A 14,102-nucleotide genomic window follows, 5' to 3' on the forward strand; every position below is an offset into this window, starting at 1 on the left:
CTCGGCGGCAGCTACCACCAGGTCATCGGCGACGACGTCCCCACCGCACTCCTCGACTTCGCCCGCGCCGCCAACGCCACCCAGCTCGTACTCGGCGCCAGCCGCCGCGGCCGGCTGGCACGGATGCTCAGCCCAGGCATCGGTTCGACGACGACGAGCCTGTCCGGCCCGATCGACGTCCACATGGTCACCCACGCGCAGGCCTGGGGGCACCGTCCCCTCCCGCTGGACGAGGACGCCGCGCCCTGGCCCGAACAGCCGACCGGCACCGCCGACACCACGGGAGGCACCGGCACCACCGGCACTACCGGACGTACCGGAACCGCCGGACGTTCCGGAACCGCCGGACGCGCCACGGCTGCTGGCAGCGCCCGGCGATCGGGGCGTCATCTGCCCGGCCGGCGCACGGCGCTCGCGCCGCGCCGCCGGATCGTGGCGATGCTGCTCACCGCGGCTCTGCTCCCCGCGGTCACCGCCGGGCTCGACGCCACCCGCGGCACGTTCAACCAGGCCACCGAGATGCTCACCTACCTGTTGGTCGTGATCGTCGTCGCGCTGGTCGGCGGGTTCGGACCGGCGCTGCTGTGCGCGGTCGCCAGCTCCCTGCTGCTCAACTACTTCTTCACGGCTCCGGTCACCGAGTGGCGGATCGCGGACGGCGACAACGTTCTGGCCCTGCTCGGCTTCGTGCTGGTCGCCAGCCTCGTCAGCCGGGTGGTGGCCACCTCCGCCCGACGCTACGAGCAGGCGGTGCGCGCCTCGGCCGAGGCCGCCACCCTGTCGGTGCTGGCCGGCAGCGTCCTGCGCGGAGAGGACGCGCTGCCCGCGCTCCTCGCGCAGGCGCGGGAGACCTTCGGGATGACCTCGGTGACACTGCTCGAGCGCACCGATGGGGACCAGCCCGCCGGTGAGCGGTGGCGCCCGGTCATGTCCGTCCACGCCGACACCTCCCAGCCGGGCGACGCCGGCATCCGCACCACCGACACCGGCGTCGACGCCAAAACCGGCACCGACATTGCGGTCGATGCCGGTGCCGGGGTTGAAGTCGATGCCGGCACCGAGGTCGACATACCCATCCGCGACGGCCTGCGGCTGACGCTGGCGGGGCGTGCCCTGCCCGCCGCCGACCGGCGCATTCTCACCGCGTTCGCCGCTCAGGCCGCCGCCGCGCTCGACCAGCACCGGCTGCGCGCCGCGGCCGCCCAGGCCGCGCCGATCGCGGCGGCCGACAAGGTCCGCACCGCACTGCTCACGGCCGTCAGCCACGATCTGCGTACCCCGCTGGCCGCGGCCGGGGCGGCCATCAACGGGCTGCGCGAGCAGGACCTCGACCTCACCGACGACGAACGCGCCGAGCTCCTCGCCACCGCCGACGAATCCCTGGACAAGCTCGCCCGCCTGGTCGAGAACCTGCTCGACATGTCCCGCCTGCAGGCCGGCGCGCTGAGCGTCTTCCCGCACGTGACCGGCCTGGACGACATCGTGCCGCCGGCCCTGGACGAGATCGGCCCGCAGGCGGACACGGTCACGGTGCGCATACCGGATGATCTGCCCGCCGTCCTGGCCGACCCGGCCCTGCTGGAGCGGGTGATCGTCAACCTGGTAGCCAATGCGCTGCGGTACGCGCCCGCCGACCAGCCGCCGACGATCACCGCCAGCGCGCTGGGGCACCGCGTCGAGCTGCGGGTGATCGACCGCGGGCCCGGCATCCCGGCGGCGGCTCGCGACGACGTCTTCCAGCCGTTCCAGCGGCTCGGCGACCGGGACAACACCACCGGGGTCGGGCTGGGCCTGGCACTGTCGCGCGGGCTCGCCGAGGCAATGGGCGGCAACCTGACCCCGGACGAGACACCCGGCGGCGGCCTGACCATGGTGCTCTCGCTGCCGACCGCCGCCGAGCCAGAGCCAGAGCCAGAACGCGGGCCCGAGCCGTAGCCCGAACCCGGGCCTGAACGAACCAGGCAGGACCAAGCGAGCCGAAGATCGCGAAGGAAGGGCCGGGCCTTCCCGGCCCGGCCCTTCGTCATCAACATCAACGCGGTCCGCGATCGACCTCGGAACGCCCGGTGGAGCTCAGACGCCCGGTAGAGCCCAGACGCCCGGTGGAGCCCAGTGGCGCCCCGTCGAAGTCGCCCGCTCCCGCTCCCGCTCGGGTCCGGGCACCGTCGCCGCTGGCGCGCGCACCGTCCCTGTCGCTGCTGACACCCGCACCGACACGCACGCCATGGCCATGGCCGTCGCCCTCGCCGTGGCCGTTGCCGATGAGACGCGCCGTCTCCCGCGCGATCTCGTGCAGCGACTCGTCGGGCAACGGGGTGGCGAGCTTCGGACGCACCTGCCACGGGGGCCGCAGCACGGAGTGCACGGCCACCGCCAGCAACGCTCCGATCACCGGCGCGACGATGAACAACCAGAGCTGGCTCAGCGCCCAGCCGCCGACGAACACCGCCGGCCCGAGGCTGCGGGCCGGGTTCACAGACGCGCCGTCGACCGGAATCGCGATCAGGTTGGCGGCGGCCAGCGTGACGCCGATGGCCAGCCCGGCGACGCCGAGCGGCGCCCACAGGTCGGTGGCGACGAGCACCGCCAGTACCAGCAGCCCGGTCACCAGGATCTCGATGACGAACGCTCCGGCCCAGCCGAACCCGCCCGGCGAGTGCGCCCCGAAGCCGTTGGCACCCAGCCCCTGCGCGGACGCGGAATAGCCGACGGCGTTGGTATCGGCTATGAACCACACGACCCCGGCGGCGATGATCGCGCCGATGCACTGCGCGACGATGTAGCCGGCCGCGACCCGGGGCCCGATGCGGCGGGCGGCGAGCAGGCCCACCGTGACCGCCGGATTGACATGGCACCCGGAGATCGGCCCGATCGTGTAGACCAGCGCCACGAGTGCCAGCCCGAACGCCAGCGAGATCTCGAGAACTCCCACGCCCATGCCGCCAAGCACAGCCGTGCCGACACCGGCCAGCACCAATGCGAAGGTGCCGAGCCCTTCGGCGACAAAACGTCTCATTGCCTCCCCCGCCCGATTCAAAACGAACGTTCACCTGCGACGGGACGGATACCCGTAGTATCTGGTTCACCCACTGAGGGTGAAGCAAAACGTCGACCAGCCCTAAACATCAACCCGGATATCGCATAGCGCGATTTTTAGAACCCGTCGGGTGATACGCACCGGACGCGAGGTCTCGGCGCCCCGGGCACCGTCTGCCACACTGCAGGGCGTGATGTCGTCGCCCCCGCCGCAGGCACGGCCTCGCCGGGGAGGTCGGCCCAGCCGGGAGGAGACCGAACGGCTCAACGAGGTCGTCCGTGAACATGCCCTGCGGCTCTTCCTCGACCTCGGCTACGAGGGCACGTCCATGGACGCGATCGCCCGCGCCGCCGGCACCACCAAGGCCTCCCTCTACGCCCGGTATCCCAGCAAGGAGGCCGTCTTCAGCGCGGTGTTCGAGTGGGCGATCATGCGCCGGGACTGGCCCGTGCCCGAGCCGCCGCCGCCCGACCTCGACGATCTGGAGGGCGCCCTGACCGCGATCGCCGACGCGGCGGTCCGGCGCGCCGTCGACCCGACCATGATCAAGTTCAGCCGGATCGCCATCAGCCACGTCTCCCGGTTCCCCGAGCTGGCCCGCCGCAGCCAGACCGTGGCGGTCTGGCCCCGCCAGCAGCTCGTCGCCGACCTGCTGCGCCGGCACCGCGCCACCGGCTCAATCGCCGCCGACGACCCGGACGCCCTCGCCGAGCACTTCCTCGGCATGGTCTCCGGCGCCCCCGCCCGGCTCGCCTCGTTCGGCATCGTGCGCCCACCCGAGGAACAGGAACGCCACACCCGGGAGCTGGTGCGGCTGTTCCTACGGGCACTACGCCCCTGACCCTGTTCCTACGCGCTGCGTTCCTACGCGCCGCGTTCCTACCCGCCGCGCCGTTCGTACGGGCGCTGCGGCCCTGACCCGTCCCGCCGGGGCTGGCACCGCGGGCACCAGAACAGGTTGCGCGCCGACAGCCGGGCCGTCCGCACCTCCGCCTCGCAGACCAGGCACAGCTGCCCGGCTCGGCGATACACGTACACCTCGCCGCCATGCTCGTCGACCCGCGGCGGACGTCCCATCGCCTCCGGGGTGTGCTCCGGGCGCACGGTGTCGATCCGCCCGGCCCGCACCCCGTCCGCCATCAGCTCGACGAGGTCGGACCAGATCAGCTCCCACTGCGCCCGGGTGAGGTCGCGGCCGGGCAGATACGGGTCGACGCCCGCCCGGAACAGCACCTCGGCCCGGTAGATGTTGCCGGGCCCGGCGACCACCGCCTGGTCCATCAGCAGCTGGGCGACCGATGTGCGGCTGCGCCCGATGCGCCGCCACGCCGGCTCCGGGTCTGCGCCCGGGCGCAGCGGGTCCGGCCCCAGCCGGTCGAGCAGCGCCTTCACCTCGCCGGGCTCCAGCAGTTCGCAGGCGTTCGGCCCGCGCAGGTCCGCGTAACCGGTGTCGGACGTCAGCCGCAGCCGGACGGCACCCGTCGGCTCCGGTGCCGGAGCCGGGCCCAGCTGGTACTTGCCGTAGATCCCGAGGTGGACGTGCAGGACTCGCTCGTCGTCGAAGCGGAGCAGCAGATGCTTGCCGTACGCCTCGGCCTGCGCCAGCACCCGGCCGTCGAGCAGGCCCGCCCCGTCGGCGAAGCGGCCCTGCGGGCTCTCGACGCGCACCGGCCGCCCGCCGAACATCCGCTGGTGGGTGTCGGCCAGTCTGCGCACAGTGTGTCCTTCGGGCATGGCCCGCAGAGCATACCGATCCCGGCCGTCCTCCCGATCCGGGCGGCGACGCGCGGCAACCGGCGGCAGCGCTCCGCCGTCCGCCGGCAGCGCTCCGCCGGCTCCGGCAACTCCGACGTCGCCGCCGCCACCTGAAAAGAATTTTGGTGAGCACTGTCACAAAGGGCGAACTAATGCTCGCGCGATAGGCCGTCCGCGATGTGTGGACGCAATTGGGTGAAATGAAAAAGGTTGCGCCGTTCTGACGGCTGAATCCGCTTCTTCCATGCCCACCTGGCACAAGGCTTACCCGATCACAGGTGAACATCTACGTTCGCACTACCCCCAACGGGGGGTTGGCGGGCGACGGTGGCGGCGAGCTCCCGGCGACGCACCGGTCGACATCCGGCCAGGTGCGTCAGCCAGTGAAGCAGCTGCCGGCGGGTACCGGGCCACCTACAGAACGGAGCGGTCACCGATGGGCGGAGAAAGCGGAACCGGCGAGCTACCAATCGGCCCCGCCACGCGGCCGGTGCCCTTCCAGCCGATGCCCTTCCAGGCGCATCGGGACCAGTTCGATCCAGCCGATTCCGCCGACGCGACCGGACTCGCCGGCCCGGTCCACCCGGCCAGCCCGATCTCGTCCGACGCACCGATCGACCGCACTGTGCGGATTCCCCGCCCCCGCGATGTGATCGACCCCGACGCCTTTCGGCGCGGGCCGGGACGCGGACGTCCCAGCGGGCTCGGGCCGGTGCATCGCGCCCCGGAACGCCTCGGAGTCGAACGTCTGGGACTCGAACGCCTCGGGCTCGAACGCCTCGGTCCGGGCGAGGACATCATCAGCTCGGAGCGCCGCGGCCCGCGCGCCAGCCGCATCCGCTCCGGTGGGTCCGGCCTGCGCGGTATCCGATCCGCGACCCCCGTCGGGTCGACCCCGGTCCCAGGCCTCACCCCGGCCGCAGCCCCAGGCCGCGCACCCGTTCCGTCGCCCGCAGCCACTCCCCTACCGGCGCAGGCACCCGCCGCGGCCGAAGCGGCCGAAGCGGCCAGCCAGGGCATCGCCGACTTCGCGCCCGGCGTCTCGGTACCCGGGATGCCCGGGATGCCCGGGATGCCGGGGCTCCCCGATATCCCCGGTACGACGAGCCTGCCGGACATCCCCGAACTCGCCGACCTCGCCGACCTCGACTCGTCCGACCTGCCGCGTTCGTTCGTCACGTCGATCCGGCCGGACCTGCGACGCTGGCACACGATCTGCGAGCCGGGCCAGCGCCCCGCGGGCAGCCGCCCGTCCGCCGTGCACGGCTCGCAGGGCCCGAACGGCGTGGTCGTGCCGTCCACCCCGCTGCCGGGCCGGGTCACGAACAGCCGGAACGACAACCACTACTCCACCCGCTGCCCGTACGAGTACGAGACCGCCGCCGCCCGCGCCGACCTCGCCGAGCAGCGCTCCGTCCGGGTGGCGACGACGATGACCATCGCCGTGATCATCGTTGCCCTCGGCATGCTCGGCCTGATGGCCGTCGGCACCAGGATGTAGTCGGCACCGAACCATAAACGCCCAGGTCAGGGGCCTCGCGGAAGGCCTTGCCGAAGGTCTCCCGGAACGTCGCTCGCAAGGTCGCCCGGAACGTCGCCCGGTTGCCAAGGTGACCCGACTGTCTCAATCTGATTACATCGGGTAATCGATCCGGGGAGTCCGCATGGTCGAGATGCTGCCGTCCATCCCGCTGTCAGCCTGGGCTGGCACCCAGCAAACACTGCACCGTTATCTCCAGGTGGTCGGGAAGATCCGGCTGGCCGCCAGTCAGCGCCGCAACCACTGGTGGAACGTGCCCTTCCACCTCACCGGGCGCGGCGTGACGTCACGGCCGATGGGGCAGGTCGACGGCAACCCGATCTTCACCATCGACTTCGACTTCGTTTCGCACGAGCTGGCCGTCCACAGCCTCGACGGGGAGCGGATCACCCTCCCGCTCGCCGGCAGGTCCGTCGCCTCCTTCTACACCGAGCTGATGGAGGCCCTGCGCGACATCGGCGTGACCGTGCGGCTCGAGCACCCGCACCCCTTCGACCTGACCGACGCCGGGCGCCCCTTCGCCGAGGACACCGAGCACGCCGCCTACGACCCCGCGATGGCCCTGCGCTACTGGCAGACGCTCAGCCAGGCCGTCCTCATCCTGGAGGAGTTCGCCGCCGGGTTCAGCGGCAAGGTCAGCCCGGTGCACCACTTCTGGCACACGTTCGACGTCGCGCACACCCGCTTCCGCGACCGTGCCGTCGAACAGGGGCCGAGCACCGACCCGGTCACCAGGGAGGCCTACTCCCGGGAGGTCATCAGCTCGGGCTTCTGGTTCGGCGACAAGTCCCTGCCCGAACCCGCCTTCTACTCCTACACCAGCCCGGAGCCACCCGGCCTCGCCGAGACCCGCCTGCACCCGACGGGCGCGCGCTGGCTCGAACGCGGCGGCAGCCACCTCGCGGTCCTTCCGCTGTCGGCCCTGGCCCCGGGTTCGGACGCCCAGCGGTGCAGCGCCGTCCTGCAGTTCCTCGGCGACGCCTACCAGGCCGGGGCCGTCCTCGCCGGCTGGGACATCGACCGCTACGCCTCCCCCGGCGGCGTCACCGACCCGGTCCTGCTGGGCTCCGCGGCGCACGCAACAGCGCCTGCCCGTTGATCAGTGACGCGGCACACGGAACTTCGAATCCCAGTTCGATCATGCGCTCGGCGATCCGCGCCGGGGACCAACGGAACCGGAAGGAGGCCGCGAGCACCTCGGCACGCGAGACCGTCCGATCCACGTACGCACCGGACGCGTCGGTGAGGAGCGCCGCGAGCTGCCGATCCATGCCGTTTACGAGGGTGTCGAGTGCGGTGTCCGCCAGCACCGGCCCGGCGCAGCCAAGCTCCACCAGCCGGCCCACGACACGCCGTTGCGACCACCGCAGATACCCGGCCGCAGCGACGACGTGGGCGAGCGGCGCGGGACGTCGGCCCAGCCAGGGGCCTCGCCCGTCGAGGCATGCGCTCAGCAGGATGGCGTCCTGGGCAGTGAGCGCGGTCACCGGGAGGGCCGGCATCTCGTCCGCCTCAGGAACAGACAGGCCAAGCCCGGCGAACGACTCGCAGACGCTTCGCGGATCACGCCCGTTGAACTGAGCAACACCCAGGATCTGCGCTGGTGACAGCCGGTTGRCTCCCAACGCGGCGGTGTCCGTGCGGTGAAACGCGACGGTTGCCAGGGGGCGGGTCTGCGGGGAGAGCTCCGCCACCTCACCGGGTGCTTCCAGGCCCAACCGGTCGAGCCGCTCCCGGATCTCTGCCGCATCACACGAGAGAACGCAGGCGGCATGGTAGATGTGGGCGAGCGGTACCTGATGGTCCGTCAGCCGAGGTGCCATACCGTCCAGGAACCTGCTGAGCAGTATGACGTCGACGGAGTCCACGTCGTCCGGCGTCCGGCCCGGGAGATCAGCCAGGGTGAAGCCCAGGTGCCTCAGCCGGCCTGCGATCTCGTGCGGCGACCGGCCGGTGATGCCGGCGGCGGCCAGAACATGGCCGAGGCTGATCGCGTCGTCCGCCAACCATGGCGGCTCCCCGTCCAGCGCCCAGCTCAGTAGGTCGACGTCGTCGAAGCCCAGGTCCTCGGGGAAGCGGACGCCGGCATATCCGTCGAGGCCGGCACCCAGCGTACCGACCCAGGCGGCCATTTGCTCCGGCTGGCATGCATGTCGGGCACTCGGGCCGCTCGAACGGTGCCGGATGGAATCACGGTAGGAGGTGGCAAGAATACTCGCACGGCTCAGGCCAGCCCATCCATGTCCGAAGCCGGGTTCATCGGTCACGTCAAGCAGGTCGACAACCGCGCATTCCTCGTCCGCAGTCAGTTCACGCTCCGCCACGACGTCGACGTCGAAACCAAGCTCGTGAAGCCGGCTGGCGATGGTCCGCGGCGCCTCGCCTGTGCGCGCTGCGACGCGCATGACATGCGCCGCGGCGACGCTCCCGTCGGGGAGAAATGCCAGGTGGTCGTCAAAGTCCCGGGCTAGCTGGGCGATGTCTTCCGGACGAACGGGTGACGCCGCCCATCCCGCCGGATCGGCGGTTGCCAGGCCAAGCTGGCGCAGCCGCCGCGCGACGTCCTCGGGTTCACGGCGCAGGCGGGTCGCGGCCGCCCGGACTTGTGCGGCCGGAACGAAATCGTCTTCTCTCGCAAGGTCCGCAGCACCGTCAAGGGAACGACTGAGGATGATTCCGTCGTCATTCGTTATTTCCAGGTCTTCGATATCCGGCGTTGCGACACCTACCTCCGCGAGGAGGGCGAGCGACGTTTCGACGGGAAGACCGGTCGCGCCAGCCATATTCAGGAGATGGCGAATCTCGCAGCGGCCGACCCGCGAGATATCTGCCAGCAGAAGGGAATTGATCTCGGAAATTCGCGCAACGCGCGATGCTCTCGGCTCGGGTACATGCGCCGTCGCGTAACCTTCCTTACTGAGCAGTGTCACGAGTGCCGGGAAGGACATCCTGGTGGCATTCGCGACGAGGAGCAGATGAGCTCGGTCCACAGGCGCGCCCGTCGTCCACAGTGGGTGAAGTTCGTTGATGCCCTGGATACGGTCGATGATGCCGGCTCGCGAGTCGCTCGGCAGACGCAGCGAGCGCGCCACAGGAAAACCAAGCTCACGCAGACGCGCGACAGCGGCGTCGCGACCACCAGGGCTCTCCGAGCGCAGTCCGGTCAGGTAGCTTGTGGGAATCGGAACGGTGCCGAGCGCGCCAGCCGAATCTCGGCTGACAATGAAGGCGTCCCGCTCACCCAATCCGCGCTGGCCTCCCACATCAATCCTGGGCGTCCGGTAGCCAAATCGGCGCAACCGAGCGCAGACCTCCGCGAAACCTGACTCGGTGTGCAACGCCGAGCGGAAGATGTGGGCCAGGCTGACCCGGCCCGCCGAATGCCAGGGATATCGCCCGTCAAGCCCTTCGCTCAGTAGAGCCAGATCCATCGGAGCCACATCCACTAGATCGACGGGCTGCGGCCACACCACGAGACCAAGCGTGCGCAGACGGTCGACGATCTGACCCCAGGACATCAACAGCCGACCCGCGGCGGCGATGACATGGCCGGGAGCTATCACATCATTTCTGGAGTCCCACGTCTGGAGGGGCACCCCGCCGTCAAGCCGTGTACTCAGAAGCGCCTGATCAAGTTCGGTGATCTCGGCCCCTTCGACACCATTGAGACTGGGCACCTGGTAACCAAGTCGGCGCATCCGCCGGCCGACCGCTCTCGGCGGACAACGCAACCTGCCGGCCGTGAAGGCCACGAAAGCGCGGAAACGCACCGGGACCATCCAGCGCCAGCTAAGAACAACCATTGTCAGAGTCGCGAAGTCACTGGGAACCACCCGACTGGAATCATCAGGGCTCGATTGGGCGACCGGGAAATAATGCTCAGCATTTACCCAGTCCGCCATCCGCACGAAGAACGATGCGTCGGGCACGTGAGCAGTCTGAAGGAATGAGGTTCCTGATCGGGCTGTCGGGTGGCCGGTCCTTCCCGCAACCGGTCCCAGCACGCTGTCAATAGCGATCAGGCCGGTACGCGCGACCGGCACCCGGACGCCGCCCACCCCATCCCAGGATTCACCGTCGGCTGCCATGGCCTCGAGTACCGCGTCAGCGGCCAGGGGGAACGAGTACCCGAAGGCGATGAGCCAGTCGACCGTCACCTCCAGCACATCAGACGCGCGCAGGACCGGTATCGCAGCGGACAACAGAGCGTCCACCGCCGGCTCGTCGAGCAGCTTTCTAATCTTGTTACGGTCGACCGACAGCTCGGGCACGAGTGGGCCGGTCAGGTCGAGCACCACCCCAAACACCGCCTCGCCCACCCACAACCCGTCGGCGAGTATCGCGCCGACGCCGTTGCACCACCACACACCATGGCCAGCACTCACGATCTGTGTCGTCAGTCGGCCAAGCTGATCGTACGGTGGGTCTGTCCGCCCGACCGGCGCGGACGGGGCGAGCTGGCCGGCGGGCCAGTGCTCCAGTGCGGCGCCCTCGGCGGCGTGGGTTTCGAACTCGGCGACCCACAGGATGCGGCGCAGGATGTCCACGCAGGAGATCGATGGCCGCTCCGGGTCCCGGCTCAGATACAGCCGCACGCTGGTGCCGCTGTCCCGCCCCGGGCCCAGCGGCTCGATGCGGAACAGGTTGCCGGGGCCGGCGATCGTGACCCGCAGCAGCTCGCCGGGCCGCCCGTCCGGCCCGAGGCGGCAGGTCTCGACCCGGATCTCATCCGCGATCATGAAATAGCTCAGCACGCCGACCCCGAAACGGCTGTTCGGGTGGAACTCGACCGGCGGGTCGCAGGCCGCCCAACGGCCCATTTCCTCGACGGCTTCAGGGAGGTCGACCGTGCGCGTACCGGCTTCGGCGAACACATCGGCGATCTCCCGGAAGCCCATGCCGATGCCGTTGTCTCGGCACTCGATGAAGGGCGTCCCGTCCGCTTCGAAGCCCTGTCGGAAGTCGATCCGGCCCGTCCAACCTGACGGGCGCCCCGCGGTCCGTTCCAGGTACTGGGTACGCGCCTGGCGGTAACGGCAGGCGTCAAGGGCGTTCTGGTAGAGCTCGCGCACGGCCAGTGCCCGGTTCTCGTAGAGCTGCTCGCCCATGAGCAGCTCCTGCACCCTGTCCTCGGCGAGGCGGAACTGGGCACCGGCGGAAGCATAGGCCGGGTGCCCGTCGATCTCGGCGGCATGGACCCCGTCGGCGGTGGCGTGGGTCGGCAGCCCGGCCAGCGCAGGGATCTCGGCGGTCGCCCGGTGTGCCTCCGCGAGCAGGGCGTCCAGGCCTGCGGCATACCGTTCCAGGGCGATCTGCGTGGCCGGATGGCGGCACTCGGCCGACAGCACGCGGGTTGAGCGGCCCCGGCCCTGCCATTCGGCGCGGCGCAGGGCCGAGCGGACCTCAGCCAGGTCGACCGCGTCTGCGACCCCGAGGTGCTCCACGAGCACGGGCGGCAGCGCGGCGAGCTCCAGCGCCATCTTCTGGCCGACGGCGAGCAGGTAGGCGACTAGCCGCTCCCGCAGCGGCGACTCCTCACTCGTCGCCGGGGCGACCGTCACCAGGTCGCGCAGTGCCCCGGTCCTTCCGGACTGGTTCAGGAACGTGGGAGCGGCGCGCAGGCAGGTGAGGATCTCCGCTATCCGCTCGGGGCAGAAAACCTCGGCGACGAGCGTCTCCTGAGCACCGTCAGCGGTGGGGCCTGGCAGCACCTCTCGCAGCACGGACTCCCACCTGGCTGTCACCGTGGACTCACACAGCTTGTGGGCAAGCCACCAGGTGACGGACGCGGCGGAGGGCTGGTCCCCGGACAGCCGCGCCCGCTCGATCCGGCGACTGAGCCGGGGGTGGGTGCGGGTGAAGGCATCGAACTCGCCGCGGTTGGCCCGACCGCTCAGAACATCGGCCGAGCCCGGGTGGGCGACGGTGGCCCGGGCGACGAGCAGCGTCCACACGGTCTGGTGCAGATAGGGCCCGGCAACGAGCAGCGCCGACTCGGCAGCGGACAGTTCCTCCGGCCCGGTGGGAAGCTTGCCTACGAGGAACTCGACCCGGCGGGCCATCCGGCGGGCGAGATCCGGGTCGTGCCAGGGGTCCTCCGCCAGGACCGCAGCCGCCTCGTCGTAGGCCCGGCCGAGGCGGCCAACCAAAGCGCAGGTAGCCGCCCGCAGCGAGGCTGTGACCGGATTGTCGGATGCCCGCTCCCATGCCTGGTGCCGGTCGGCGGCGGCCACCCAGGCGTGCTCAGGAGCTGCGGCCCCGTCGCCGCCGGGTGCTATCGGGAAGGGGCGGAACCGCAGCGGATCACAGGACGACACCGGGCGCAGCAGACAGTGGTCGTTCTCGTACCCGGGATCCTCGTCCCTGGCCCCGCCTGCGGGGCGCTGCCTCGGTAGGCGGGGCTGGTCGGGCATGCCTCGCCGCCCGGTTGGTGCGCAGGCCGGGGGGTGTTCGGCAGGAGGGGACATCGCTCGGTCAAGCGCGGTATGCAGTTCCCCGAGAGTGCCCGGGCACGGTCCGGCGGAGAGAATGTCCACCAGCGCCCGGGTGAGCGACCGTCGTGCGGCAGGATCCGTGGTTGGCGCGGCGGGCGCCGGGGGCTCGCCATGGCCGCCCGCCCCGGCCGCGGCCGGCCCGCGGTAGAGGTAGGCGACGTCGACGCCCGTCGCCGGGTCGAGGTGGCCAGTTCCCCAGCCCCTGTCCGTGACCAGATCGTGGACGTCATCGTCGAATCCGGCGTCCCCGTCGACGAGGACCAGGACCCGTGCGGCGGCGGTGCGGGCGAGCGGCCCGGACCAGTCGACGGGAACGCACAGATCCCAGAAGGGCTGGTATCCCACGGTGGCATCCGCCGGAACGAGATAGTCCCGGCCGGCGGCCGCGCCTTCGCCGGCACGGTGCACGGCATGCCCAGCGAGCAGAAGAAGCAGCGTGGAACCGGGCGCTGCGCCACGCAGAAAGCTGTGGACGGCCGCCTTCACCGCGCCCGCGCCCATCCGGGAACGGTCGTGGATCTCCGTCCGGTAGCCGACGGACTCCAGTTTCTCTGCGGCCGTGTCGAGCATGCCCGACAGCCACGGCAGACCGGGCAGCCGATCGTCCTCATACGACGGGACGCCGATAAGCAACGCATGGAATTCCGCCGGCCGTTCCGGCAAAACGGGCACGAGGTCGCCGACTCCGGCTCCAGGAAAAGCGGGCGAGACCGCGGATGCCGGCACGACACGCAGCCCGGACGCTGCCACAGGCGCACCGGGAAACAGCGGTTCGCTGGCCGGTTTGGCTCGGCCCGCGATCGACTCCTTGACCCGCGCCATCAGCTCACGGCGGGCATGCTCCTCCGACACTCCGAACAGGTCGAAGGACACGACCTGCCCGAGTAGGCCGGGGCGGGCACAGTCCGCCACCCGGACAGGGATCAGCCTGCGCCGAGCACTGTCCGGATCCGCCGCCACTGCGGCCTGCCATTCCTGCGTGCCGTAGGCGGACTCCAGATAGGCGGCGGAGAGCACGGCGACGGTGCGGGCCGAATGCCTGATGCCGTTCTGCATGGCATGCGCCCAGTTGGTACCGGCGACCATGTCCCACGCCTGGAGAAGAACCCGATATCCGCCGGCTTCGAGCTGCCAGGCGATCCACTCCGCCCAGGCACGATCGGCCTGCGTGTAGGAGACGAAGAAGTCCCAGCGATCGGCCGAATCTGTGGTGTCGTGACCCCCGTCGAGCACAGGCCGAGTATGTCAGCACGTGACTGGACTGCGCCCCACCGTC

The 14,102-nt window shown here is 70.7% G+C and carries 7 protein-coding genes; 4 read left to right on the forward strand and 3 right to left on the reverse strand.

From position 1 onward, the window contains the following. Nucleotides 1–1,935, forward strand: a 1,935-nt coding sequence (locus CcI49_RS36815) for an ATP-binding protein (protein ID WP_076834247.1), incomplete at its 5' end; no start/stop codon positions are given. A 97-nt stretch (nt 1,936–2,032) separates the two neighbouring features. Here the strand turns inward: CcI49_RS36815 and CcI49_RS36820 are convergent. Then, complete coding sequence (locus tag CcI49_RS36820; RefSeq protein WP_076834250.1) at nt 2,033–3,016, reverse strand: aquaporin; 984 nt, start codon at nt 3,014–3,016, stop codon at nt 2,033–2,035. A gap of 214 nt (nt 3,017–3,230) precedes the next feature. Between CcI49_RS36820 and CcI49_RS36825 the strand changes: the two genes are divergently transcribed. Then, a complete protein-coding gene (locus tag CcI49_RS36825; protein ID WP_054571120.1) occupies nt 3,231–3,878 on the forward strand; it encodes a TetR/AcrR family transcriptional regulator in 648 nt (215 codons plus the stop codon). A 38-nt stretch (nt 3,879–3,916) separates the two neighbouring features. On the opposite strand, the gene CcI49_RS36830 is transcribed toward CcI49_RS36825, so the two are convergent. Beyond that, complete coding sequence (locus CcI49_RS36830) at nt 3,917–4,771, reverse strand: DNA-formamidopyrimidine glycosylase family protein (protein ID WP_076834253.1); 855 nt, start codon at nt 4,769–4,771, stop codon at nt 3,917–3,919. Between the two features lie 457 nt (nt 4,772–5,228). On the opposite strand from CcI49_RS36830, the gene CcI49_RS36835 reads away from it, so the two are divergent. After that, a complete protein-coding gene (locus CcI49_RS36835) occupies nt 5,229–6,293 on the forward strand; it encodes a hypothetical protein (protein ID WP_076834255.1) in 1,065 nt (354 codons plus the stop codon). Nucleotides 6,294–6,456: 163 nt separating this feature from the next. Next, a complete protein-coding gene (locus CcI49_RS36840) occupies nt 6,457–7,431 on the forward strand; it encodes a DUF5996 family protein (protein WP_054571019.1) in 975 nt (324 codons plus the stop codon). On the opposite strand, the gene CcI49_RS36845 is transcribed toward CcI49_RS36840, so the two are convergent. Next, nucleotides 7,376–14,059, reverse strand: a complete 6,684-nt coding sequence (locus CcI49_RS36845) for a toll/interleukin-1 receptor domain-containing protein (protein WP_076834257.1) — start codon at nt 14,057–14,059, stop codon at nt 7,376–7,378. The two genes, CcI49_RS36840 and CcI49_RS36845, sit on opposite strands and share 56 nt — an antisense overlap. Nucleotides 14,060–14,102: the final 43 nt, after the last annotated feature.

The organism is Frankia sp. CcI49 (assembly GCF_001983215.1).
In the GTDB taxonomy this organism is placed as follows: domain Bacteria; phylum Actinomycetota; class Actinomycetes; order Frankiales; family Frankiaceae; genus Parafrankia; species Parafrankia irregularis.

What these genes read in the sequence shown, in the direction of transcription:
- CcI49_RS36835 (WP_076834255.1), top strand. Translation starts at nt 5,229, where the DNA reads ATGGGCGGAGAAAGCGGAACCGGCGAGCTACCAATCGGCCCCGCCACG.
- CcI49_RS36820 (WP_076834250.1), bottom strand. Translation starts at nt 3,016, where the DNA reads ATGAGACGTTTTGTCGCCGAAGGGCTCGGCACCTTCGCATTGGTGCTG.
- CcI49_RS36830 (WP_076834253.1), bottom strand. Translation starts at nt 4,771, where the DNA reads ATGCCCGAAGGACACACTGTGCGCAGACTGGCCGACACCCACCAGCGG.
- CcI49_RS36840 (WP_054571019.1), top strand. Translation starts at nt 6,457, where the DNA reads ATGGTCGAGATGCTGCCGTCCATCCCGCTGTCAGCCTGGGCTGGCACC.
- CcI49_RS36825 (WP_054571120.1), top strand. Translation starts at nt 3,231, where the DNA reads ATGTCGTCGCCCCCGCCGCAGGCACGGCCTCGCCGGGGAGGTCGGCCC.